The organism is Aporhodopirellula aestuarii (assembly GCF_023701485.1).
Lineage (GTDB): Bacteria > Planctomycetota > Planctomycetia > Pirellulales > Pirellulaceae > Rhodopirellula > Rhodopirellula aestuarii.
Genome location: NZ_JAMQBK010000058.1, coordinates 20,232 through 44,838 on the forward strand (window position 1 = coordinate 20,232; position 24,607 = coordinate 44,838).

Annotated in this window: 19 protein-coding genes; 9 read left to right on the forward strand and 10 right to left on the reverse strand. The window is 57.1% G+C overall.

Annotated features, from left to right (window positions below; genetic code table 11):
• Positions 1-2 precede the first annotated feature (2 nt).
• Entirely contained in the window at positions 3-590 is a 588-nt protein-coding gene (locus NB063_RS20155; protein WP_250930569.1) for a peroxiredoxin family protein, read from the reverse strand.
• Between the two features lie 282 nt (positions 591-872).
• Between NB063_RS20155 and NB063_RS20160 the strand changes: the two genes are divergently transcribed.
• Positions 873-2,303 (forward strand): hypothetical protein, encoded by a 1,431-nt coding sequence (locus tag NB063_RS20160; protein WP_250930570.1) that lies wholly within the window; start codon positions 873-875, stop codon positions 2,301-2,303.
• Between the two features lie 15 nt (positions 2,304-2,318).
• On the opposite strand, the gene NB063_RS20165 is transcribed toward NB063_RS20160, so the two are convergent.
• The 3 genes from NB063_RS20165 to NB063_RS20175 all read right to left on the reverse strand — a co-directional run bounded on the left by NB063_RS20165 (position 2,319) and on the right by NB063_RS20175 (position 5,138).
• Positions 2,319-2,804, reverse strand: a complete 486-nt coding sequence (locus NB063_RS20165) for a hypothetical protein (protein WP_250930571.1) — start codon at positions 2,802-2,804, stop codon at positions 2,319-2,321.
• A gap of 189 nt (positions 2,805-2,993) precedes the next feature.
• Positions 2,994-4,166: a sialidase family protein gene (locus tag NB063_RS20170; protein WP_250930572.1), complete on the reverse strand. Its 1,173-nt coding sequence runs from the start codon at positions 4,164-4,166 to the stop codon at positions 2,994-2,996.
• Between the two features lie 159 nt (positions 4,167-4,325).
• Positions 4,326-5,138 (reverse strand): HpcH/HpaI aldolase family protein, encoded by an 813-nt coding sequence (locus NB063_RS20175; protein ID WP_250930573.1) that lies wholly within the window; start codon positions 5,136-5,138, stop codon positions 4,326-4,328.
• A gap of 1,137 nt (positions 5,139-6,275) precedes the next feature.
• Between NB063_RS20175 and NB063_RS20180 the strand changes: the two genes are divergently transcribed.
• On the forward strand, positions 6,276-7,226 hold the full coding sequence (locus NB063_RS20180) for a CHAD domain-containing protein (RefSeq protein WP_250930574.1): 951 nt from the start codon (positions 6,276-6,278) through the stop codon (positions 7,224-7,226).
• A 161-nt stretch (positions 7,227-7,387) separates the two neighbouring features.
• Here the strand turns inward: NB063_RS20180 and NB063_RS20185 are convergent, their stop codons facing one another.
• The 6 genes from NB063_RS20185 to NB063_RS20210 form a co-directional block, all read right to left on the reverse strand.
• Entirely contained in the window at positions 7,388-8,746 is a 1,359-nt protein-coding gene (locus NB063_RS20185) for a sulfatase (RefSeq protein ID WP_250930575.1), read from the reverse strand.
• A 215-nt stretch (positions 8,747-8,961) separates the two neighbouring features.
• Positions 8,962-10,461 (reverse strand): glycosyl hydrolase family 28 protein, encoded by a 1,500-nt coding sequence (locus NB063_RS20190; protein WP_250930576.1) that lies wholly within the window; start codon positions 10,459-10,461, stop codon positions 8,962-8,964.
• A gap of 95 nt (positions 10,462-10,556) precedes the next feature.
• On the reverse strand, positions 10,557-11,237 hold the full coding sequence (locus NB063_RS20195; RefSeq protein ID WP_250930577.1) for a class I SAM-dependent methyltransferase: 681 nt from the start codon (positions 11,235-11,237) through the stop codon (positions 10,557-10,559).
• 8 nt (positions 11,238-11,245) lie between these two features.
• Complete coding sequence (locus tag NB063_RS20200; protein WP_250930578.1) at positions 11,246-12,274, reverse strand: NAD-dependent epimerase/dehydratase family protein; 1,029 nt, start codon at positions 12,272-12,274, stop codon at positions 11,246-11,248.
• 443 nt (positions 12,275-12,717) lie between these two features.
• Positions 12,718-14,664, reverse strand: coding sequence for a BBP7 family outer membrane beta-barrel protein (locus tag NB063_RS20205; RefSeq protein ID WP_250930579.1), 1,947 nt, complete (start codon positions 14,662-14,664; stop codon positions 12,718-12,720).
• A gap of 168 nt (positions 14,665-14,832) precedes the next feature.
• Positions 14,833-15,063: an FmdB family zinc ribbon protein gene (locus NB063_RS20210; RefSeq protein WP_250930580.1), complete on the reverse strand. Its 231-nt coding sequence runs from the start codon at positions 15,061-15,063 to the stop codon at positions 14,833-14,835.
• Positions 15,064-15,443: 380 nt separating this feature from the next.
• Here NB063_RS20210 and NB063_RS20215 point away from each other — a divergent pair, with 380 nt between their 5' ends.
• From NB063_RS20215 to NB063_RS20245, 7 genes are all read left to right on the forward strand, one after another.
• Positions 15,444-16,247 (forward strand): methylamine utilization protein, encoded by an 804-nt coding sequence (locus NB063_RS20215; RefSeq protein ID WP_250930581.1) that lies wholly within the window; start codon positions 15,444-15,446, stop codon positions 16,245-16,247.
• Positions 16,248-16,593: 346 nt separating this feature from the next.
• A complete protein-coding gene (locus tag NB063_RS20220) occupies positions 16,594-19,179 on the forward strand; it encodes a DUF1592 domain-containing protein (RefSeq protein WP_250930582.1) in 2,586 nt (861 codons plus the stop codon).
• Positions 19,176-20,654: a DUF1552 domain-containing protein gene (locus tag NB063_RS20225; protein WP_250930583.1), complete on the forward strand. Its 1,479-nt coding sequence runs from the start codon at positions 19,176-19,178 to the stop codon at positions 20,652-20,654. Before NB063_RS20220 ends, NB063_RS20225 begins: the two co-directional genes overlap by 4 nt.
• A gap of 103 nt (positions 20,655-20,757) precedes the next feature.
• The gene (locus NB063_RS20230; protein ID WP_250930584.1) at positions 20,758-21,351 is read left to right on the forward strand and encodes a flavin reductase family protein; all 594 of its coding nucleotides are present in this window, start codon (positions 20,758-20,760) and stop codon (positions 21,349-21,351) included.
• A gap of 141 nt (positions 21,352-21,492) precedes the next feature.
• A complete protein-coding gene (zwf, locus tag NB063_RS20235; RefSeq protein ID WP_250930585.1) occupies positions 21,493-22,947 on the forward strand; it encodes a glucose-6-phosphate dehydrogenase in 1,455 nt (484 codons plus the stop codon).
• Between the two features lie 160 nt (positions 22,948-23,107).
• The gene (locus NB063_RS20240; RefSeq protein WP_250930586.1) at positions 23,108-23,509 is read left to right on the forward strand and encodes a cupin domain-containing protein; all 402 of its coding nucleotides are present in this window, start codon (positions 23,108-23,110) and stop codon (positions 23,507-23,509) included.
• 79 nt (positions 23,510-23,588) lie between these two features.
• Positions 23,589-24,596, forward strand: a complete 1,008-nt coding sequence (locus NB063_RS20245; RefSeq protein ID WP_250930587.1) for a tetratricopeptide repeat protein — start codon at positions 23,589-23,591, stop codon at positions 24,594-24,596.
• The last annotated feature ends 11 nt before the right edge of the window (positions 24,597-24,607 follow it).

Genomic DNA, 24,607 nt, shown 5'->3' on the forward strand with positions numbered 1-24,607 from the left:
GTCTACAACGCGGCCAAGATTTCGGCTGACTTGACGCGACCGCCATGCGTGCTGCTGACGTTGGCGAACGTGATCTTGCCTGCCTTGTCAACGATGAAGGTCGAGGGATACGCTGTTTCTCGCGGCGCATTCCAACGCAGCCCGTAGGCGGTCGTGAACTGATAACCGGGGTCGAGCAACATGGTTAGTGGAGCGGGGAGTTTCGTTCCATGTAAGAAATCTTCCGCGTGCATGCCCAGCTGCGACGCATCACCGGGATAGATCAACAAGAGCCGAGCGTTCTTTGCCGCGAATTGGTCCGCGTGCTTAATCAGGTCGCCGACTTGAGCGGTGCATGCCGGGCATTGCTTGGTCGGATAACCCCGCAACACGACGACTACCACCGGACCGTCACCGGTCACATCGCTCAACCGCACGTCACCTGAAAGCTCACCGGCAACGGCGTGTAATTGGAAGTCTTTCGCTTGGGTACCATTGGCAAGCTTGCTTGACGCCGCTTGCATCGGACTCGGCGAGTCCGCCTGCGCCAGCGACACTGGTGCCAAAGAGAGAGCCATGCAACAGCACACAATTCGTCGAATTTTCATCATCAGGTTCGGTCTTCATTTCAGTGGGTAGTAAAAACGGAACGGCATTCGGCCTTCATTCCGCTGTGCCACTGTTAATCGCTATCGCTCCGAAACATCCGCCAAACAGACACAAATGCTGCGTCAACTCACGTCCGCAGATTCCCCGGCTATTCCTGAGCCGATTCAAACCAACCGAATCGGGCCAATCAGAAGCAGCGAATGCAGCCTGCGAAAGGTTCTATTAAAATTCGGTAAGCCGCTTTAGACACGCAATTTCCCCCACACCAATTAATGGGTCATGCCATGATTCGCACACCAATGGTCTCGAATCGAAACACGATTTTCGAACGCGCTGTATCCTTCGCTTGGGTCGCAGTCTTTGGGTGCGTGGGCAGCCTCACCCTAGTGAACATAGGAATCGCTGTCCCCCTTTACGCTGACGACGATCCGTTTGGTATCCCGAGTTCCTCTGCAGCATCCGCGGACCCGTTTGCATCGCCTGCCGCCGAACCGTCCTCACCTGTTAACAACGACGCAACCGATGGCAGTCCAGATGCCACAACCTCGGATGCGATGAAAACGCTGGAGGAGAAACAAATTTCGCGACGTTCCGACTTCAAACAAAGTGCACAGGACGCAATCCAACGGCCGAACGGCCAAACGATTTCACGAATGATTCATCACGCAGAAAAGCTTCTGGCTGAGCTCGAAAAGATTGAGAACGAGATGGCGACTCGCAACGCATACCATGAAGCCGTACTCGACTCGCAGCGAGAACACTTTGCCGAACTCGCCGATTCCCGCGCCGCACTCGAGGAAGAACTCCATCAGCTACGGGCCGACCAGCGCCGAGGATTTGATTTCGAAGATCGAACGGCCGAAAATCGGCAATTACTCAATCATTGGCTCGCTAACCAGATACGAAAACCGTCCACAACCGATTCCCGACAAGCGATCCTGGATCTGCTCGAAAGCGAACCAGATCTATCGCGGGACCTTGTGCTCGCCTCAAGTGGACGCCTCGACAATTCCAATCCACTGTTGTTGTCGTTAACTCGCGTGGCAAAACAGCCGGAGAGCCAATCGATGGCCGAGCAAGCCGTACGTGTCGTACGAAGGGTAAGCAGAGAAGCCGCGTATCAAACCGGACTCGAAAATCGTCCCACCGACCCTTGGCCGATCGTCACACAACGCCAGCACACGACGACGCGAGACCTCCTCGTTCAGTTGAATCACCTCAGTTCTTACGACTTTATCGAAGTCCCGTTGCAAGAAGGGTTGTCATACATCGAGTTTGACTTCGACATCAGCATGGTGATTGACAGGCAATCGATCGAGAAGAAGGGTATCGATCTTGATTTGTTGATCGACTTTTCCGCAGACGATCTGACGATTCGCTCGACTCTTAATGAGATTCTCACGCCGCAGGGGCTGGGCTTCTATGTCGAGAACGATCGAATCCGAATCACGACAATCGACGAAGCCCGCAATCGCATGTTGCGGCGTGTCTACGACATCGCGAGACTGCTCAAGGCCTCCAATCTCGGCACCACCGACGACATTATCGAAGCGATTAAGGACACAATTTCGCAAGCAAGCACCGGCGAAGTCCATGATCCGCCCCGCGTCAACCTCACGGCAATCGGAACTCGACTGATCGTGGTGGCTAATGAATCCGACCAACACGAAATCGCTGTGCTGCTCCGCTCACTCGACGATTCACAATCCGACTGACGATGGGCGGTGTGGCTACGATTTGGGCGGTACCTGACGTGCCTGATCGATTCGCTTGTGTAATTCAGCAATCAGGGTCGTGATTTCGCCGAACGACGACAGCCGACTGGGAAACCATGTCACCGTCTCACCCCAGCGACTCGGAACGTCCAACACCATCACGCAGTACGGGGGATTGTTGTAAGTCGACAGTTTCAACGATCGAACATTCGCCAAATGGATTCGATCGGTCTCATCTCGACGCTCCATTATCAGATAGTCACCGTCGATCCAAACGTCGCTGACCGGATTTTGGAAGCGAATCTCATAAGCGTTGTACAGCAGGGCGAGAAACCCCATCATTGGCAAGGCGAAACAGATCAGTCCGGTAAGGACCAACGGAACGAGCACCACCCCCGACACGGCCACGATCAACCACTTGTTCGTCGTCGCGAGAAATCCGCGGACACCCTTTTGAAATGCTTGCGAAGGGAAAATTGAAGTGGAACTGATCCGATCCATGGGTTAGCCGATCTATCGCGAGAAACATGTACCAACTGGCAAAGAGTACATATTACATCAACGCATTCAACCAGCGTTTTCGGCAGTGGCGGTCCGTACCCCTGCCAACCGCATCCGATCGGACTATCTGCAGACGAGCTCAATCTTCGCTGCCGTCCTCGTAACCGGCGTGTCGGAAAGGGAACCCAGCTACGGCCGCGCCACCTTGACCAAGAAAACCTTATTGTTCTCGCCCTTCCGAGCACCGAGACGGATCAACCCTTCGGCGACCGTGACCCAGGATTCATTTGCGTGGATTTGACAAACCCCGGAATTGCCAAGCGTTGCTGCGTTCTCGGGAACCAAAACCTGTTCGGTGCTGCGAATCGCCACTAATCGTTCTGGGTCCACTTCCGCGACAAACAATGGTGCGCGATGGCGCATGATGTGATCGTTCTGCGCACCGGGCCGGGTATAAACGAGATACAGCTTGTCGCCGACCGTCATCCAGTGCTGTTGTGTGTTGTAACTGCCCAGTGGCGTGCCGTCATCAAACATCCACGGGATCTCGGCTGTGAACCGAATCCCGTTGTCGCTGCGGGAAACAAATGCTCCGTGGTCCGCCCGCATGGTCAAGAACGCCTGATCACGAAACAACGTGACGCTCGGTTCATAAAGACCGCGTCCCTTGTTGAGAGTGTGCTCGGATCCGTGTTCGCGGTAGGTCAATGTTTCGCCGTCGAAACCACACCGGGCGACCATCGTCGTGTAAATGCGTTGCTGTGCGTTCTTTTGATACCGGATCGGCAGCAAGACATCACCGTTTGGCAAGAGAACAACCTGATGACATCCGGCGTTAGGGGCAACGAAGGGCGATCCACCATGATCGACATCAGGCAATGAGAGCGTGCGAAGTGGGCCGCACTCCAACGTCTCAGGATCCATGACGGCGTAGAAGACTTCCTCGCGAAGATAGTTTTCTCGGGTGCCCCCAGCAAAATGGAACGTTTTTCCGGTGAGCAGAACCTTGCCCGATTCCGCATGCCAATGCGGCCAGATATCGCCCGCGACGACCTCATAGTCGTCCGCTCGGCGAACACGTTTGAGTGCGGGGACCACCTCGGGGGTCGTCCACGTTCTTCCGCCATCTCGACTGACCGTCATGTAGACATCGTGATAACCATGTGAGCCGATTTTGGACGTTTGTGACATCGTGGTGAGGAACAACCCGTCCTCGCCCGGCACGAAAACGGTTCGTGCCTGTGTCCAATCAAATTCGGCGGTACCCTCCGCGATCACGCTCCTTTGAATCTCCAACTCCTGTGCGTACGAATGGCAAATGGAAAACAACAACGAGCCAGCGATCAATAGAAACAAGTGCATTGAAAACACAATAAGAAAGAGAAACGAAACAGCCAGTGTTTTGACAAACTTGGAGTGAAGGGATTGCGTTAACTGGAGGGCTCGTGTCCTACCGCCCAAAAGCGTCGAGGAACGGCGTGAGCGGTCCGGTCTCACCCTCATTTTAAGGATGATAAAGCTCTAGACCTGGATCGTTTCCTGAGAGGAATCTTGGACCAACATCCCCGTAGCCTTTTTGATCGCCGCTACCTCGTGACACAAATACTTCTGAAACAGCGAAATGTCTCCGCTATGGATGAGCATGTTCGCCCCGCGTTTGAGAAAGCCGACCTGTTGATCCACGTCGCCCCAAAAATGAATTCCTGCGCCCACGCCTGCGGCGCGAGCTTTGGTGAAGATCGTATCACAAGCGGACAAAAACTGAGGATGGTCGTACTGCTCGGGAACACCAAGGCTGCACGACAAATCATGGGGTCCGATCAACAAGGCGTCGAGCTCGGGAACGGCGAGGATTTCGTCGAGGGCGTCAATCCCCGCGACGCTTTCAATGTTGATCACCAAACATCGTGTCTTCGCACCCGCTTGGACGTAGCCGGCCAGTCCAGGTTCAACAGGTTCGCCGTTGAGCATTTGCTCCAACTTCGCGCCTCGGATCGGACGCAGCTTGACCGCTCCACGCAGCGATTTGACTTGATTCGCCGATTCAACGTACGGCGCGACCACACCGGCGGCACCACCGTCGAGCACCATCGTGGCGGCATACGGATCTGGTGACGGAATACGGACCAGCGGCGCGAGCCCCATCGCGGAATACGTCTGACACATCCAACTCAATTCCGTTCGATCGATCGCGATGTGTTCGGTATCGATGAACACAAAATCCAACCCACTGTGGCGCAACGCATCCGGCCATCGCGGAGACGTTGACACGAGCAGCGTTCCGATCACCGGATCGCCATGTCGCAACCGTTGGATCAACGACTCAGAATTCATACTCGACAGGTCCCATGTTCCGAGATAGCAAATGGATGATCGCCATCGTCACGCAGCATTTCTCCGATCGCGTTGTGAAAGTTGCGACGTGCAGCATGCCCCACTGCCAATACCTTAGCCGTGTCGGCCGTTCGTCTGAATTGACACTTTGCGTAAAAACATTGCCAATCTCACCACATACCTCCGCTGTTTGGCAGCCTCTGTCGTCTCCCATTTCGTAATGCGGCAAGATGGTTTTACAGAGGCCACGCCGTATTCGCCTGTGCAACGGAATCGATAGGCCAAGTGTTGTGACGGCATAAGGATTTGGAGTGCCACCGGACGGCTCGCGCCGTTCCGCTAATACTTTTTCTAGCGGTAGGGCGCAAGCCCTCCGGTTCAAGCACCACGCAAATTTGGCAGAGACAAAGCACTCGAACTTGACGTGGCACCGGACGGCTCGCGCCGTTCCGCTAATTCTTTTTCTAGCGATAGGGCGCGAGCCCTCCGGTTCAGGCAACCGGCAAATCTGGAAGAGACAAAGCACTCGAACTTGACGTGGCACCGGACGGCTCGCGCCGTTCCGCTAATACTTTTTCTAGCGGTAGGGCGTGAGCCCTCCGGTTCAGGCACCACGCAAATCTGGCAGAGACAAAGCACTCGAACTTGACGTGGCACCGGACGGCTCGCGCCGTTCCGCTAATACTTTTTCTAGCGGTAGGGCGCGAGCCCTCCGGTTCAGGCACCACGCAAATCAGGGTGAGACAAAGCACTCGAATTTGACGTGGCACCGGACGGCTCGCGCCGTTCCGCTAATACTTTTTCTAGCGGTAGGGCGCAAGCCCTCCGGTTCAAGCACCACGCAAATCAGGGTGAGACAAAGCACGCGAACTTGACGTGGAACCGGACGGCTCGCGCCGTTCCGCTAATACTTTTGTTAGCAATAGCCCGCAAACCCTCCAGTTCAGGCAACCGGCAAATTTGCTTTTAACCAAACACCATTTTGAATTGTTAAGAATTGCCGGATTGCCCCGATTCGTCTTGCTTTGGCATGTTCTGCACCTAAGCTTAAGAATTCCCCTTCCATTTCAAGCGTTCGGCGTTAGCGGTCATGCCCTGGACTACGAGCCAAGCCAACCGCCGATAGTCAGATACTCGATGAGCAAGTCCAAGAATCCGCTCAAACCAAGCGCGTCCAATCCTACTGACTCCGCAGACTCACCTGTCAGCTTGGTCGCCAAGGAAAGCATTCAACAGCGTTTGAAATCGGCCTGGGCATGTGCCCCCAAGGCGGCCAAGCGAGCGGACAAAAACGTTGAGCACGTGCATCAACTACGCGTGGGCGTGAGACGTGCCAACGCCGCCTTGGAACTGTACGCGCCGCTGCTGCCTCGCAAAACGACCATTTCGGTCGAAAAACAACTGCGGTCACTTCGAAAAGCTGCCGGCCCCGCTCGCGATTTAGACATTCTTCAACAACGTCTCTTGCGCTGCGATGCGGACCAGCGAGAACCGGGGGTTGACGATCTGCTGGCATTCATTCAATCACGTCGAATCAAGGCGCAACGTCTTGTCAAACGTGCTTACGTCCATGCGAAACAGGATGAATTTGACAAGACGATTTGCAAGCTCGTTAAGGGCGTGAAGTGGCGGGGCAAAGGCAAGGAACCGAACTTCGACCGTTTCGCACACGACCGGTTCGAACCGATGGTCGCTCGATTTTTCGCCGCCGGGGAATCGGACCTGAGCGATATCGAAGCGTTGCACGAATTACGGATCGAGGGCAAGACGGTTCGATATGCAATGGGTTTGTTGACACCGGCATTCGGCAAAACGCTTCAAAAGCAAACGTCTGTTTTTGTGAAGTTGCAAAATAAGCTCGGCCTCATCAACGACCATGCTTCGGCAATCGACTTCTATCGCAAACTGCTATCCGGCAAAGACTCCAAAGGATGCAAGAAAACGATCAATCAGATGATCCAGTGGGAGGTCGCCGCACTGGAATCTTCACGAACCAAGTTCATGAAGTGGTGGACCCCAGAGCGGATCGCAGAAATGCGACAACAGTTCGCGACGTTTCTCATACCGTCCGACGAGCCGATCCAGTAACGGGAACACGGCGGCGAATTCGAACACGACGACAAGGCGACGTTTGACAGGATACTACGCAAGAGTCGTGACCTTCGCGCCCGAATCCCTGACCAACACACGGGGTCGGAAACGACGCCGCCCCCATGCCAGACTCGCAACGATTCAACGAACTCAGCGAGTCATTTCGAGACTTGTTTTTTTGCCATCGGGTGTTCTTGATCGGGTAACCATGCCGCGAGTTCTTCCTTGATCGCAGTGAATGAAGGGTCCATCGCTAGGTTCTTCCATTCGTACGGATCCTGGAGCACGTCGTACAGTTCTTCACCCCCGTCAGCGTATCGGATGTAGCGATGCGTTTCCGTTTTAACGGAGTGATTGCCACGGCCATGCGTCGTGATCGCTGGAAATCGCCACTCCGCTTTCGGATCTTTCAACAGTTCCGTGATGCCGTGGCCGCTGACATGACTAGGTGTTGCGATTCCTGTCAATTCACACAGCGTCGGGTAGAGAGACATTAAATCGACGGGGCGATTGCATCGCGTCCCGGGTGTTGTGACGCCGGGAACGACCCAAATCAGCGGCGTCCGAGTGGTTTCCTCCCACAAAGCAAACTTTCGCCAGTGTTCCTTTTCGCCGAATGACCAACCGTGATCGCTCCACAAGCAAATGATGGTGTTGTCCGCGTTGGGGCTCGCGTCGAGTGCATCGAGCAATCGTCCGAGATTCATGTCCGTGTAGGCACAGGTTGCCAAGTAAGACTGAATGGCCGCTTTCCAACGACCGCTTTTGAGCAACTTGGCATGATCCCCATCGGGCTTCGCCATCTTCACTCCTGACGGAGGAACATCATCGAGGTCGTTTTCGATATGCGGTGGCAGCTCAATCGTCTCAAGCGGAAATGCGTCGTAGTACTTGCGAGGAACCACAAACGGCAGGTGCGGCTTGTACAGACCGCAAGCCACGAAGAAAGGCTGATCGCTCTCTTTTTCGATTCGTTCGATGCAGTAATCTACCGCATGCCAATCGAGCAGATCATCGTCCTTGAGCTTCGGATGCGTGACGTCGTCATGGAAGCCATCCATCTTCTTAACACCGGGACCGTTGCTGCTCAACCCGCTCGTGGACATGTATTCCGTCCATTCGCTGGGGTGATACTTCATCGAATGATAGATCTTTCCGGCGCCAGCGACGTGATAACCGGCTCGGAGGAATTGCGCACTCAACCCATCGCCCGCCGGCTGATACTGTTTCCACGCGTGGCCGTTGTAGTAACATCCCGTCGTCCATGGACGGCGACCACCCATCAGCGCGCACCGTGACGGCTCGCATGCCGGAACCGCACAATGCGCATTGGTAAAAGTAACTCCACGTTCGGCGAGCCGATCGAAGTTCGGCGTTCTCGCTTGCGGGTTTCTATCTAAATGTGTCAGCCAATGATTCAAATCATCAACCGCGATGAACAACACGTTGGGTCGATCCGCAGCGGTCGCGCAGGTGGACAAGCAACAGAGAACGGCGAGCATAAAAAGTCGGTTCATTCGTCAAACCAGATAGGTGTGAGGCGGGCAACGGAGGCGGGATCCTCGCCGACAAAACGATCGTCACGCTAGCATCGCTGTCGCTGCCGAACGTTCATCGTCGAACAGATCATTCCAAATGATATCGTGGAATGGTCGCAAGATTCTCGTTTTCTGGACCTCAGACCACGAGAAAATCCGAGTCGAAGCTTTCTGTTTGCGTGCGTTAACATTCGTTATGGCTGAAGGATCAGGTTGTCGACGAACCCGTTCGTATTCAACTGATCTTCGGTGAGCGGTTTGCCGTTGAGGATCACGTTCTGAAACAACACGTTTTCAATGTGATGGTCCGCGTCACCACCGACCAGTTCCACCCGCAGCGGATCGCCCTTGGCCTCGATGTCCTTGAAAAACACATTTTCGATGCGTCCGAAACCCTCATCATGACTCCATCTCGATTTGCCAATCCATAACGAGATGAGATTGCGGGCTTCCTCAATTCGAATGTCCTCAAAACTGACATCACTGACACGGGCCGAGTCGCTGTGAAAGATCCGCATCGACCATTCTCGCCCCTGATCGTGAATCACGTCGCAATCGGTAAACAACACATCGGTGACGTTCTCTCTGATTTCGGCCCCGATGCTTAAAGCGTGGGCGACCTGATTCCACAGCACACATCGCTGGGCGAGGATTCGTTTTGCTTCTCCCTGTCCCTTGTCGGTCTTCACCACGATCAGATCATCGAGAGTTCGAATAAAACAGTCTTCGACCGTCACGTCTCGGCTGTTGCAGATGTCGACTCCATCAGAATTCGCTCGGTACCCGATTATCTTGAGATGGTGCACCCAAACTCGATCGGATTGGCGAATCGGCAGGTTCCACGTACTCGAATCTCGCAGAATCACTCCCGAGACCGTGATGTCGGAACCATTGACGTAGACGAGATTTCGGGCGTGCGTGGGGCACCCACTGGCATCAATGATGCCACGTCCACGCAGGGATATGTTTTTGCCACGCAGTTCGATCGAAGGCGTGTAGTTGCGGAGTCCCGTCTCGGGATTCACGCGATACTCCTCTTCCGGTCCGATCCCCGCACGCAGGATCGCACCGCCGGCCACGTACAATGTCTCACCATCACGGACGACCAAACGATTGATTTCGTGGATGCCCGGGCCATAGAAGATGACATTTGGATCGTCGGGATCGGGAATATCCGTTTCGATCGGATTCGCAAACAGATGCAGCGACCGAACCCATTCGCCGTTGATCTCCAGCGTCAAATTCGCGGGCGAGGAAAGCGTGAACGATATCGATCGGCCATGGAACTCCGCGGAAATGCCCGCCGACGTTGGCAGTATTTTTGCCGAGGTCACGGTTTCAGGCACCGTCACCGTCACGGTGACAGTACCTTGCATATCGAACGAGGCAAACGCGGCGGTATCGTAGAAGTTCGCTGAGTTTTTTTTGTCATCCATCGCCCGCCAACGCCGGGCCGCGTCCGCGGGGGCGACTTTGGCGAGATAGACGGGAACCGCATGACCGTCAACCGAGACTTGATACTCGGAACTCGTTTCTTCGCCGGGTGGGGCGGGATACACGACGACTCGACCGATCGGCTCTTCAGCAACGACCGATATGGCGGTCCAACCACTGAGCAGAACACCCCCTAGCAGGAATGGCAGAGCGGGCAAGAAAAACGTGTTTCCAGCCGGCGTTGAATCCGCTCGGTTCATCGATCAACCCCGTTTGGTTGCTGGACGGGTTTGCAAGTCGGTATGCCTGACCGGCCCCACCGGATTGCTGCCTCAACCACGAGGGACCTCGGTCGTTATTTCGCGCGGCTGAACGTCGCGACGTGGTTGTTCATGTTGAAGTGCAGATACGGTAGCGCGTGGATGCGGTTGGCTAACGATCGATTGTGATGCGGAACGGCGGACTCGAACTGGAGCCCATACTTTTCACTCAAGTCGATCGGTGAGTTGAGGAGACGTTGGGGCAGCAGGACGACCAATTTGCCATCGGGGTGCAAATGTTTCGCCGCCCCACCGAACAAGTCTTCGACGAAGTGCAACGACGTGCACCACTGTTTGTCATCCGATGCGAACGAACCTTCGAACAATGGCGGATAACTGACGATGTAATCGAAGAGTTCTCCCTCGACGGCGGCGTACATGTCGCTTTGTTTGACCGTCACGTTTTTGACGTTGTGAGTTTCGCAATTTTGCCGCGTGTTCTCGATCGCCTGCGGACTGATATCGACTGCCGTGACGTGATCGCTTTTGAGCGCCGCGAACAAAGTGATCACACCTGAACCACAACCAACGTCCAACACTTTTTTGCCAGCGGCGATGAAATCAACCAAGTGATGTTCACTATCGAGCGGTTTATAAACACCCGGCAGGACACGCAGCTTGCGACCGTCGAGCGTGATGCTCGGCAGCATGCGGCTGACCATACCGCAGTACGGGTAATAAATCGAAAAAAGTGTTTTCTGAATGATTGGTAACATCTGGCGATCTACCCAGCCTTTCGCTCGGTTGCGGGCGAGATCAAGTTTTGACTTGCCGCCCAGTCCAACGCGATCTTGATGCCGTCACGGAAATCGGTCTTCGGTTCGTAGCCGAGTTTTTCTTGCGCCTTCGCGATCGAAAAATCCAGATTCAACGCCAGGAATTTGATGCGGGCATTGGTCAACAACGGGGCTTCGGTAGCCCCTCGCATTTTTGCAAACCCTTCGATGAAGCCGACCGCACTCCGGGCCAACCACTCCGGTACCTTCTTCGGCATCGGCAGTCCCATGTAATCAGCGATCGCACCCACAAACTCTTCACGCGAAACCAGCCGTCCGTCGCGGATGTTGAATGTCTCGCCGATCGCCGCTTCCTTCTCGAGAGCAAGCATGATCGCGTCGACGAGGTTTCCGGCATAGGTATTATTGAGCATCTTCTTGCCGTCACCGATCAACTTCATTTGGCCGGCGGCGAGACGTTCGATTATGCGTGGCACGACGTGACGATCGCCGGGTCCGTAAATGAAACCGGGGCGAATGATCGTGGCGGGAAAGTTGTCTTCTTTGATCGTCCGATTGAGCAACACCTCGGCTTCGGCTTTGGTTGCCGTATAACCGTCGAGGCCAGCGAGATCCGGTGGCGTCGTCTCATCGGTTCCGTAATGATGAGTTGCGGAATAGACGCCGAGCGAACTGATCTGCACCCATCGTTTGAGTTGTGCCTGTTTGCGAGCGGCGATCAGCATCGCTTCGAGCGCGACGACGTTGATCGCGCGGAATTTTTCGGCGGGCCCCCAGTCGCCGACATGGGCCGCCGTGTTGACGACGTAATCAACTCCTTCGAGTGCCCCGGGCAAGGTCTCTGGGTCGGCCAGATCGGCCTCATACAGTTCAACATCGAGCCCCTCAAAAGCTTCCCGGTTGCTCGTCGGCCGCACCATGGCACGGATCGAATAGCCGTCCTGCAACGCACGGGCAATTAACAAACTGCCCACCATCCCCGTCGCACCCGTGACCAATATTCTCCCTTGAGGCATTCTCGTCTTCCAATCTTATGAACCGGCGGTTTGAATTCGTTGCAGCAGGTCGGCCGGGGTCGGTCAGCACGACAGCCAATTGGGTGCTAGCCACGGTTCCAACGTGCAACCGGGGCGATTGCCCAAACGGCCAATGAGAGTCCACCCGATCTATCCCACCTGCCTGCTCTGAGGACACTGTAATAGGCAAGGTGCGAAGGCAGAATAGACCAACCCGCTTTCCGGGACGGTTTTTTGGCCCAAACAGCGTCAAAAGCCCTCTTCCGAGGCGATTCCTCGCTCAGGAACCGAGGCCTCCAACCCGGCCAGACGCTACCGGCGGGCGTCGCCGACGCTAGAAAAACGCACGTCCGCAACAAACCGCCCACTTTCAGAGCGGTCGCATTTCCGTCACGCGGGATTCGGTTGCGATCGCGGCAGGCACTCCCACCGCGGATCGCCGATTAATAAACGTGGCGGATACCGAAATGGATGCCTTGCAACACAAACGTCTCGTCCACGGGAGTGCTGCGAGGCGTGTCCACGGTATTGTCCGGATCCATCACTCCCGACAACCGGATTGCGTCCGTCATCGCGATGATGTTGTAACCGAACGTGACGTCATACCGTGGGTACTTGTGCCATCCGATCGACATGTCGAACTCAGGAGCCCAACCGAAGGTGTTGTCCGAATACGTACCGCTGTTGGCGTCACTGATCAGCAATCCCGAATCACTGACTGAAGCAGGCGGAATATCTGTGGTGATCACCGACTGTCCGCGAAGTTCCGCCTTCCGACGGACTTGGCCGAAGCCGACCTTGCCGAGCCAATCGAAACTCCAGCAACCTTCGCGGTAGCGACCTGCGATCCCGAGCTGTCCGCCATGAAATTCATTGAGCGTGTCAAACGAATCCGATGTGGTCAGGTTTGTTCCGATCGCATCCGGAAACGGATCTTGCGTCTTGGTGCTCGACGTCGACAACTGCAAGTCTTCTTGCAACCGCATGTATTGATAGCCGTAGAACACGTCGAACGTGGTCCCCAATCCGCCGGTCCAAAACTGACGAACCGAAACATCACCGCCAAACACATTGCTGCTCGCCGAGGCACTCACCGAACCGAAGCGGCCGAAGTTTTCGGTCGAGTCGGGAAAGGCGATCAAGATCGCATCGGCGGCGCCATTGGTCGTGGTCGGAACCGCCAGAATGCCTCCGCTATCGATGGCTTCGCGGGCAGCGAACGAGTCACTCGATTCCGTTGCCGTCCATCCCCGAAACACGAGGCTGCGACATTGTTGATTGTCGAGCCAGGTGCCAAGCGTCAAACGGCCACCTGCGGTCAACTCATTAAAAAAGTTTTCGCCGCCAAAGAGCGTCGTCGCCCCGGGCAACTCGCCCGCAACACCGCCGAGTGTGCCCTCGGGACTGGTCGTGATCAGCGACGGAATCAGATCACCTTCGCGGAACAACAACAGCAGTTCAAACGAGGCAAACCAACGGCACGGATCAAACGATAGCGACGCGTTTGCGTGGTGAAGGTAATGACCGTAGTGACCGCAACTGTCACATCCGTCATCGCAGTAGCCATCGCAACCGCCGTAGAGGCCGTCGCAGCTGCCGCATCCCGCTCCGCCACAAGAGTCACAGCTCACGCCATACTCGCCTTCCCAATGTTCTCCGGTCCAACCCATCGCACCCGACCCAACAACATTTTCTTCGATCCACTCGCCACCGGCACGTTGGTGTTGAATCAGCGTGGTGCGTCCGTGCCCTCGGCTCGCGGTGGGTCGCATGCCTGATGGATTGAGCTGGCTACCGATCACGCGGCGGTTTTGGGGAGCGTGCAAGACCCGAGGAGCGGTCTCGATTCGGTGCGGTGCCTCGAACGAAGCCGGTTGGACGATCGGGCTGTCGACCGAACCGTTCGCGGTTAAGGCCCGGTCACTCGAGTCGAGACGGCTCAACCGGATCGCTTTCGGATTTCTGACTTCTCGCAGTTGCGGCGTCGTGGTTGACCGGCGATGGGCTTCCGACGAATCGGACGTCGCGTGCACGCGAGCCGTGTTGCGCCGCACCATCGAAGGCAGCGGTTTCAGCGAGATCGGCTCAACCAGACCTTGCGCGGTATTCTCATCGGCACCGTCCTCCGCTGCCTCCGGTGCTGCATACTGCGTCGAGACCGGTTGGGTGCGAACGGTGGGTGGCGGCGTCGATGGCCCAACGGGATTGTATGTCCCACGATCAGGTCGTTTTGTACGAACCTGCGCCGTCGCGGTGGCCGGGACCAAAACCAAACCGGCGAGGAGGAATCCGAGCATCATGCCACCCCGAGCGACGCAAGAATCGATGGCCGATCCGCTGGTCGGGCGAGACACACAGCACGCGAACATTCGTTCGGATAGTTGGTTCATCACAGAGTTCATTCAACCAAGGTCCATTCCATTGCACGCCGACTCGCCACGATCGGGCGGGTCGGAAGCGTCCGCGCAAAGCAAACGCCCAATACGGGTATCGGGCGTAAGGGTCAGGACGGTTAAGCGAATCTGGTAAAGTTTACCGGTTAAGTCGTCTCTGCGGGCTCAGATCTGGCATCCGCCACCGCAACATCGCGGCTGGCCGCAGCTTTCTGGCATCCCGCCACCACCGCTCACCGGCAGCGATCGCCCCATCGACGGGGCCGCCGGAACGCTAAGCAATCGCTCGATTTTGTCGCTGCCACAGTCCGGGCAGGTCGCCTTCTCGTCCGGTGTTCGGACCAGAATTTCCTTGGTTTCATGGCAACGATCGCATTCGTATTCATACAGGGGCATCGAACAACCTCAGAATGTGGGAGCAAGAGACTTCGGATTGGACATTCTATGGCAAACGTCTACAATATCCAGCGTCGTGCGTCAAAAGCCGCACGGACTCCCACCCCATTTGGGACGGCAAATAAGACGATTCGTCCGCGTTCGCGGCGATTTAATCGTTTCTCGCCGCTCCTCCCCCCTGTAACATGGCCTTACCGGGTCATTTTTTGGTAAACGATTGCAGTGCTCGCGGGACGTCGTTCCCAATGTGCCCCGCAATTCCCTCCCGACCGACCCTTCGAAACCGTTTTTGTCTCGAAATTGGCCCCTCTTCCATCGACGTCAGGCGTCAGGAAAGCAGTCGATTTTGGGCCGACCCTTCTACAACTGGAGAAATTCCCTTGGCGCTCACCCAATCCCCACGTCGAATCACACGCCTGTTAGCAACTGCCTGTTGCTTGTCCGCGATCATCGGCGGGACCAACGCGGCTTCCGCTCAGGACGCGACGTTGAAAATGCGGTTCGTTTACGACGGCACGCCACCAGCGGTTGGCAACATCGACCCGAACAAAGACCGTGAGTTCTGCGGAAAGCACGACATCCCCAATGAAAAATTGGTGATCAATCCCAGCAACAAGGGAATCAAGAACGTCATCGTACACGTGTACACCCGCTCCAGCGGCGACGATTTGCCAAAGACCACCCCGGCAGCCAAAACGCACACGCTGGCCAACGACGAATGCCGGTTCGAACCGCACGTCGTGATCGCCCAAGCCGGTGACACGCTCAAGATCACCAACCCCGATCCCGTCGGTCACAACGCCAACCTGAACTTCATCAAAAACACCGCCCAAAACCTGATGATCCCTTCGGGCCAAGAAAAAGAGATCGCGCTGAAAGAAGAAGAGCCTGCTCCGATTCCAGTCGATTGCAACATCCACCCTTGGATGCGTGCCTACGTGGTCGTTCTCGAACACCCGTTTGCCGACGTCAGCGATGAGGACGGCAACATTGTGATCGAAGGATTGCCTTCCGGTAAAGAAATCACCTTCGCCGTACGTTTCGAAGGCGGAAAATTGGACGAAGTCAAAGTCGGTGGCAAGCCAACCGATTGGAAACGTCAACGCTTTGAAATCGACCTGAAGTCTGGCGTCAACGACATGGGCGAAATCCTCGTCCCCGCCGACGCAGTTTCAGCCGACTGATTGGCAAACGAAATTTCGATCGAATCAATCTTCCCCGGACCTGCGTCCCAGTCGCCAACACCCAGCGTCTGGAATCCGACCTGATCCGGTGGAAGATGAGATCGATCAACAACATCAAAATGGTTGCCGTGTGGTTCTGCGGTAACCATTTCAAACTCAACGTATCGCTCGATCCTCCCGTGCAGAGGATCGGGTAACGCGAAGAGAAGATCGAGCGTCACGCTCGCCAACCCCAAAAAACGAACCGCCCCCGCCTCCCCACCCGACGATCCTGCCCCGCCTCCCCACCCGACGATCCTGCCCCGCCTCCCACGTCGATTCGGGTTCCCGCCCGGATGCCCTGCCCATGACAACCTCAGCGTTTTCACGTTGTGACGTTCATGCATCGGGATCGCTTCTTTCACTGCAGCGATACCGGATGATCGTCGTCGTCTTGGTCGCTCTGCTGAGCGATTCCGCATACGCGACCGATGCATCCACGCAGACACCTGCTGAGATCGCCGCATCGCAGTGGGTCAGCACCGGTTGGCCACTGTTGGAGACGTACTGTCTCGATTGTCACAGTTCCGACTACGCGGAAGCCGAAGTTGATCTGAGCGACTTCAATACGCTCGAGGGAGTGCAGCGACACAGCGATCTGGCTGTTCGTGTGATCAGCATGATCCGATTTGCGGCGATGCCACCCGAAGACGCTGCCATTCCGGAGATCGCCGAACGTCGCGAACTCGCCGACCGGCTCGATGCACTGGTTTATCACGCCACCTGCGATCTGCGTCCCCGTCCCGGCCGCACGACCGCTCGGCGACTCAACCGAGCCGAATACAACAACGCGATCCGCGACCTCTTTGGAACCGACCTCCGACCAGCCGACCAATTCCCATCCGATGAAGTCGGCGGCGGGTTCGACAACAACGCTGACGTGTTGTCACTGTCGACGATGTTGATGGATAAATACTTGACGGCCGCCGAACAGGTGACCTCGCAAATCATCGTCGATCCCGACACTTTGCCCCGGATTGAAAAAACCTTCTCCGGAGACACCCTGTACGTGCTCGGCGAATCCCGCACGGGCACATTCGGACAACGCTACGTCGAAGCCGACGGGCTCGCTTGGTTCGACGTGGATGTCCCCGTCCGCGGCCAGTACACGATCGAAGTGCGAGGTTCTTCCCGGGTGAAATCGCGGGGCGCCGTACTCGCAACCATGCACACCGCCGACGGGATCCTGCAGGGGATATTTCAACTCGAACATCGCGAAGGTCGATCCGGGGAAGACTTCGCATCCACTCGGATGACGCTCGACGCCGGCACGCACCGACTGTTCTTCCGCGCATCGACCACCCCGGCGAGCCAACTCGATGAACTCAAAGAGCACGAAGATTGGCAAGTCGACCAATCGGTGCTGACCTCGATCACCGAGATTGACGACGCACAAATCGAAAAGACACGATTGCCCAAAGGCTCGGTCCTGGAGGTTGATCGCGACATCGACGAAGAACGATTCCCGGTACGGTTCCTCAGCGTTGTCGTCAAAGGCCCACACGCATCGACTCGCGAAGACCTGCCGCCGGGACAAAAGAAGCTCCTCGGCCGCATCCCCGAGCGTCGTCGCGATCGTTACGTCGACGTCGCCGACGCGGCGAGAAAATGCCTCCGTCCGATCATGCGTCGGGCGTTCCGAGGCGAGGTCACCGACGAGGACATCACTCCTTACGTCAACGTCGTTAAACAGATGACCGACCGAGGAGACACCTACTACGAAGCCATCCGTGTCGCGATTTCGGCGATCCTGGTCTCACCGCGTTTCCTCTTCCGGATCGAAGTCCCCGAAGACGAACATCAACGCAAACTTGCCGCAGCGGGCGATGCGATCCCGTTGTCATCGAATCAGTTGGCCAGCCGGTTGTCGTTTTTCCTGTGGAGCAGTCTTCCCGACGACCAACTCCTCGACGTCGCCAAACGCGGCGAACTCCAGGATCCGGACAAGCGGATGGGGCACGTCCGCCGGATGCTCAACGACAAGAAATCGGATTCGCTCGGCAGCCAGTTCGCGCGTCAATGGTTTGGCCTGGGCAATCTCCAATCGCGGGACTTGAGCGAGTTCACCGAGATCGGCGTGGGCACAACAAACTCGTCCGCCGAGATCACCCCGGCGATGCTTTCGTCTGAAACCGAGCAATTGTTCCTGTACCTTTTACGAGAGAACCGCCCGATTTCGGAACTGCTGACCAGTGACATGACCTTCATCAGCCGGCCGCTCGCTCAGTGGTACGGCGTCGATTTTCCATCCGATGCGGATGACTCCGGCGTTGTCCCCGTCAACATGGGCGATCGTGGCCGAAAAGGAATCCTGGGACATGCCGGCGTGTTGCTGGTGACCAGCTACCCGACACGGAACTCACCCGTCCAACGCGGAAAGTGGATTCTCGAAAACGTTCTCGGCACCCCGCCCCCGGAAGCCCCACCGGGAGTCCCGGGACTCGAAGAAACGCAAACCGCGTCGGCCGACGCGACACTGCGCGAGCAACTCGAACTGCACCGTGCCGACCCCGGATGTGCGTCCTGTCACCGTGTGATGGACTCGCTCGGTTTCGGTTTGGAAGACTACGACCACTTCGGTCGACTGCGATCCAAAGACGATCCCGCACGCGGCGACGCGACGGGTGAATTGCCCGGCGGTCGTTCGTTCGAGGGTGCGCGCGAACTCGCGGCGTTGCTCGCCGAGACCGAAGAACGTGCGCTCGCCGAAACCGCCGTCCGCCGGATGCTGACTTTTGCGATCGGACGCGAACTCCGGCCGAGCGATCGGTGTTTCGTCGAAGCGATCTTGGACAAGACCCAAGACGAACATTTCCGTGTGCGTGATCTGCTCGAGCAGGTCATTCTCAGTCCCCCGTTCCTGAACCATCAAGCCGAGGTACCGTCGTCATGAAAGCCAAAAAAGCCATGATCTCAACAGGCAACCGCAGCACCGACGTGCGATCCCCGGCCTGTCCCCGCGGTGTCCATCGGCTGCCTCGACGAACGTTGCTCCGCGCCGCCGGCATGTCGCTCGGTTTGCCGCTGCTCGAATCGATGACGCCCGCCGCATCGAGCGTTTTCGCATCCACACAATCCGATCGCGATGGGTCGGCCGCGCCCGTGCGAATGGCCTGCGTGTTTGTGCCCAATGGCGTCATCCAGCCGGATTGGCGGCCGATCATTGCGGGCCACGAACGCGACCGACACGGCGACATCATCACCGACAGCAGTGCACCGCGGTTGTCATTCAAAGATTGGCAACTCAGCGCCACGTTGTCACCGCTCGAATCGGTCAAGTCCAAAATCAACTTGCTCGAAAATCTGGCCTTGGACAACGGCCGCGGCAAACACGACGGGGCGGGTGACCACGCCCGCGGCGGTTCAACGTTCCTGACGGCGGCCCGACCGGTCAAGACGAGCAGCAACATTCGTTTGGGCATCTCGGTCGACCAAGTCGCGGCGACGGCGCTGGCGGGAAAGACGACGTTGCCCTCGATCGAACTCGGACTCCAAGGCAGCCGCAATGCGGGCAGTTGCGATTCCGGATACAGCTGCGCGTACTCGTCGAATATCTCGTGGAAAAACGAGACCCAGCCGATGCCTAAAGAGACGATCCCGCGGCTTGCTTTCGAACGCATGTTCGGCAGCGGCGACGCCTCGGCTCAACGCGAACAACGTCAGATCCGACGCAGCATTCTCGACATCGTCCGCGCCGACGCCGAGAAACTGATGCGGCAAGTCGGCCAAACCGACAAACGCAAACTCGACGAATATTTCACCAGCATCCGTGAAATCGAACGACGCATCGAACGCACCGAGGCCGAAGATGAAGCCGCAATGCCCGACTTGCAGGTCCCGGTCGGCCGCGTCGAAGCGTTCCGCGAACACGCGAGGTTGATGTTCGACCTCATGGTCGTCGGATTCCAAACCGACACCACCCGCGTCGCCACGCTGATGCTCGACACCGCCGGTGGCACACGATCCTATAAAGAGATCGGCGTCAACGATGCCCACCACGGGCTCAGCCATCACCGCAACCAAGAAGCCAACGTTTCCAAACTGCGGAAGATCGACCACTACCTCGTCGAACAATTCGGGTATTTCCTCGAACAACTCGACAGTGTCAGTGACGCCCACGGCACGCTGCTCGACCAATCCCTCGTGCTCTACGGCAGCGGACTGGGCGACGGAAACCGACACACCCACCACGACCTGCCACTGATCCTGGCCGGCGGCGGATGCGGTCGGGTTGAGACCGGCCGGGTGATGCGTTATCAACACGAACAACCCATGGCCAATCTGTTTCTATCGATGCTAGAGTGCATGGGCACGCCGGCCGAGTCGATGGGCGACAGCACCGGTCTGCTCGACGGTTTGCTGAGCTAGCGAGCATCCGGTCCACCAACTGGTGCTTGGAACCGATCACGGGCCGCTTTGCGAACCATTTTCAACCCAGCACCGGCAACCACCGGAAAAATCGAAAGCTCACATGGACATCAAACCGAGCGACTTGTCGGTACGGCGGCTCTACGAAGCCATGACCGCGATCATCACCCCGCGACCGATCGCGTGGGTGTCCACGATTGACCGCGACGGCGTTTGCAACCTCGCCCCGTTCAGTTTCTTCAACGGTGTCGGTGCCAATCCCCCGACGCTGATGTTCTGCCCCGCCAACCGGCCTGACGGCACCGCCAAAGACACGCTCGCCAACATTCGGGCCAACGGGCAATTTGTCGTCAACGTGGTCACCGAAGAATCGTTTGAGGAGATGAAACACTCCGCACTCGATGTCCCCGCCGGAGAAGACGAATTCATTCTCGCGGGCACGCAAAAATCGGCGTCGTCCCTCGTCGCCCCACCCCGGGTCAGCGACGCGGCCGCGGCGATGGAATGCGAACTGCTCACGTCGATGCAGCTCGGCGTCGGCCCCGGCGGCGCCAACCTCGTCGTCGGACGCATCGTGTCGATTTACGTTGCCGAATCGGTACTCGACGAAGAACACCGGATCGATCCCGAAAAACTTCACACGATCGGACGGATGGGCGGCCCGCGTTACACCAAAACCCGCGAACGTTTCGAGTAGCTCCCCACCCAGCCCCACACTCCCAGCTCCCAGCTCCCACACTCCCAGCTCGCCACCAGGGGTCTCGTCCTCAGCGGCGATCGGTCTTAGAGTAGTCACCTCGTCCCATTCGCATTTGCACACCCTTCCCGGCTCGTTTCCATGTCCAACACGATCGTGATCTTCGGTGCCAGCGGCGATCTGACCAGCCGCAAGCTCATCCCAGCGCTCTACCAACTTCACGCCAAGGGTCGACTGCCCGAAAACACCCGCATCGTCGGCGTGTCACGCAGCCCGTTTGCGCACGATGAATGGCGAGCGAGCCTTCGAGAAACGACCGAGAAATTTGCCGGCAAAGCGTTCACGGCGGACTCGTGGAATACGTTCGCCCCCAAGGTTTTCTACCAGAGCGGCGACATCAAAGACTCCGCCTCGTTTCAAACCCTCGCTGAGTTTCTGACCGAAATCGAAGACGGCAAAAAGACCGGCCGGGTGTATTACCTCTCGACCATGCCGCAACTGTATGCCACCGCGATCGATCAACTCGGTGCCGCCGGTCTCGCGTGCGAAGACAACGGTACCCGCCGCGTGATCATCGAAAAACCGTTCGGCACCGATCTCAAGACCGCCAAACAGCTCAACGCATCAATCCATCACGTCTTCGACGAAGATCAGATCTACCGGATCGACCACTACCTCGGCAAAGAGACCGTCCAAAACATCTTCGCGCTGCGGTTCGCCAACTCGATCTTCGAACCGCTCTGGAACCGCAACTACGTCGATCACATCCAGATCACGGTTGCCGAAGAAGTGGTGATCGGCCGGCGAGCCGGGTATTACGACACCAGCGGTATCCTGCGCGACATGTTCCAAAATCACATCTTGCAACTGATGATGATCACCGCCATGGAACCACCGGCGCGGTACGACGGCACGATGGTTCGTGACGAAAAAGTCAAAGTGCTACACGCGGTGCGTAAGATGACCGGGGGCGATTTTGCGTCCCAAACCGTCCGTGGCCAATACAAGGGCTACCTCGAGGAAGAAGGCGTGCCACCGGGCAGCCAGACGGCCACCTACGCCGCCCTCAAACTGTACTGTGATAACTGGCGTTGGCGCGGCGTGCCGTTTTATCTACGCAGCGGCAAGGGCATGTCCTGCCGCACGACGCAGATCGTCATCCAGTTCAAAAACGTCCCGCACATGATGTTTGGCGACAAGTCGCGGGTCCCGATGGGCAACCGCCTGGTGATGCAAGTTCAACCGGCCGAAGGCATCCAACTGCACTTCGAAACCAAAGTCCCCGATGCGGGAATGAAGACGAGAACGAGTCACCTGGATTTCAATTTCCAAGATTCGATCGGTGGCGACGCACTCCCCGACGCCTACCAACGCTTGCTTCTCGACGCCGTCCAAGGTGACGCGAGCCTGTTCGCCCGGGGCGACGAAGTCGAACTGGCGTGGGGCATCATCGACCCGATCATCGAAGCCTGGAACAGCCCCGCGGCTCCACCGCTGTTGCAGTACGAAACCGGCCTCTGGGGTCCACCCGAAGCCAGCGAATGGATGTTCAAGCAAAAACGAGAATGGTTCGACGTCTGCCCAGTGATTCGATGAGAAAGCGGCAAGCTAATAGCTATTAGCTGCTAGCGATTAGCTTTTAGCTATAAGCCTTCACCCTCCCGCGTGCGGGAGGGTCGGACGCGCCAGCGGCCGGGGAGGGCTCCACACAAAAACCAAGCTAGAAGCTAACAGCTAACAGCCAACAGCTAGACCAATGGAACATTACGACTTCGACGAACTCGATCCTCAAGGCCGGCAACCCAAGCGGGTTCCTCGTTCGCAATGGGGCTCAGACACCAATCTTTGGGTTGGAGCCTTAGAAGGCAAAACGCTCGGTACGGGTGTCACGGTACTCTTCTACGCGACGCAAGAGATCGGCGAAGGCCCGCGCTGGCACGTTCACCCGTACGACGAAGTCTTCATCGTCCGCACGGGCCGCGCCTTGTTCACGATCGGCGACCAAAAGATCGAAGCCAACACGGGCGACGTGTTAATGGGCCCAGCCAATATCCCGCACAAATACCACAACCTCGGCCCCGGCAAACTCGAAACCACCGACATCCACCTCTCCGACCGCTGGATCCAAACCAACCTACCAGACCCGGAGGAGGGTTGAGCGACGAGCGTCAAGCTAGAAGCTAAAAGATCGTTTTGGAAGCATCTACTCACCTCGGATTTTTGTAGACGAGCTAGCCATGTCGCACACGCAGAACACGACGTGGCGTTTCAACATCCTGACCGTCGTCGTGTTGACCGCCTTCGCTGCGGTACTGATGGCACTGGACCTGCACGGCATCGCCCTGTCCCTCTTTGTATTTGTCGTTCTGCCGTTCGCCGCGTGGCGTTTACTCGTTCGCGTCTTCCACCGAGTCCAACTGCGCACCGCAAATCGGCTCGCACCTGTCTTTGATTCTCGTGCACTCTTTCGCCTGCTTCCCTGGTTATGCGGACGAAAGCACGCCGCGTGGGCGTTCAACAGTTATGCGGTCCAGCTCTTCGTTGCCGGGAACCATCTCGCTGCACGAGACGCGTTTGACCGCATTCTTCATTTGGACGACGGCTGCGCAGACTACTGGGCTCACCGCGGCGCGTCGCATTTTTGCTTGAGTGAGTACGACGCTGCCATCAACGATTTGACGACGGCGCTTCGTCTTTCAAAACGTCATCAACTCGCGTTGTCCTATCGCGGATTTGCCTTGATGGCGAAGCTTGCTCCCGAGAAAGCGTTTCAAGATTTGAACCAGGTTCACTGTCATCTCACCGACCACTACTTCACTGCGTATTGCCGCGGTCGCGTTCACGAGCAACTCGGACAATGGCAACTGGCCATCGACGATTACTTGCTCGCCTACGACTTGAACTCATCCGTGACCGAGGCCGGAACGGCGCTCGCGTTATTGCAAGCGGGATGCCCCGACGCAGCTTTCCGTGACGCGGACAAAGCCATTGAGAACGCCACGAAGATGTGCGTCCGATCACGCTGGCAAGATTGGCGGGCCGTCAGCGTTTTGGCGACAGGCTATGCAGAGGCAGGCAACTTTGAAACCGCAATCAAGTACGCCAAACAGGCATTGGACCTAGCACCCGAGGAAGAGAAACCAAACCGCCAAAACCGCATCCACCAATACGAAAACAAAATCCCCTTCCGCCTCCCCGTACCAGCGTCGAGCGTCGAGCGTCGAGCGTCGAGCGTCGAGCGTTGAGCGTTGAGCGT

Bases quoted from the DNA above. Each gene is read 5' to 3' on its own strand.
- NB063_RS20220 (WP_250930582.1), top strand. From the start codon at position 16,594: ATGACAACCTCAGCGTTTTCACGTTGTGACGTTCATGCATCGGGATCG.
- NB063_RS20185 (WP_250930575.1), bottom strand. From the start codon at position 8,746: ATGAACCGACTTTTTATGCTCGCCGTTCTCTGTTGCTTGTCCACCTGC.
- NB063_RS20175 (WP_250930573.1), bottom strand. From the start codon at position 5,138: ATGAATTCTGAGTCGTTGATCCAACGGTTGCGACATGGCGATCCGGTG.
- NB063_RS20245 (WP_250930587.1), top strand. From the start codon at position 23,589: ATGTCGCACACGCAGAACACGACGTGGCGTTTCAACATCCTGACCGTC.
- NB063_RS20225 (WP_250930583.1), top strand. From the start codon at position 19,176: ATGAAAGCCAAAAAAGCCATGATCTCAACAGGCAACCGCAGCACCGAC.
- NB063_RS20240 (WP_250930586.1), top strand. From the start codon at position 23,108: ATGGAACATTACGACTTCGACGAACTCGATCCTCAAGGCCGGCAACCC.
- NB063_RS20195 (WP_250930577.1), bottom strand. From the start codon at position 11,237: ATGTTACCAATCATTCAGAAAACACTTTTTTCGATTTATTACCCGTAC.
- NB063_RS20205 (WP_250930579.1), bottom strand. From the start codon at position 14,664: ATGAACCAACTATCCGAACGAATGTTCGCGTGCTGTGTGTCTCGCCCG.
- NB063_RS20180 (WP_250930574.1), top strand. From the start codon at position 6,276: ATGAGCAAGTCCAAGAATCCGCTCAAACCAAGCGCGTCCAATCCTACT.
- NB063_RS20210 (WP_250930580.1), bottom strand. From the start codon at position 15,063: ATGCCCCTGTATGAATACGAATGCGATCGTTGCCATGAAACCAAGGAA.
- NB063_RS20165 (WP_250930571.1), bottom strand. From the start codon at position 2,804: ATGGATCGGATCAGTTCCACTTCAATTTTCCCTTCGCAAGCATTTCAA.
- NB063_RS20230 (WP_250930584.1), top strand. From the start codon at position 20,758: ATGGACATCAAACCGAGCGACTTGTCGGTACGGCGGCTCTACGAAGCC.
- zwf (WP_250930585.1), top strand. From the start codon at position 21,493: ATGTCCAACACGATCGTGATCTTCGGTGCCAGCGGCGATCTGACCAGC.
- NB063_RS20155 (WP_250930569.1), bottom strand. From the start codon at position 590: ATGATGAAAATTCGACGAATTGTGTGCTGTTGCATGGCTCTCTCTTTG.
- NB063_RS20190 (WP_250930576.1), bottom strand. From the start codon at position 10,461: ATGAACCGAGCGGATTCAACGCCGGCTGGAAACACGTTTTTCTTGCCC.
- NB063_RS20200 (WP_250930578.1), bottom strand. From the start codon at position 12,274: ATGCCTCAAGGGAGAATATTGGTCACGGGTGCGACGGGGATGGTGGGC.
- NB063_RS20170 (WP_250930572.1), bottom strand. From the start codon at position 4,166: ATGCACTTGTTTCTATTGATCGCTGGCTCGTTGTTGTTTTCCATTTGC.
- NB063_RS20160 (WP_250930570.1), top strand. From the start codon at position 873: ATGATTCGCACACCAATGGTCTCGAATCGAAACACGATTTTCGAACGC.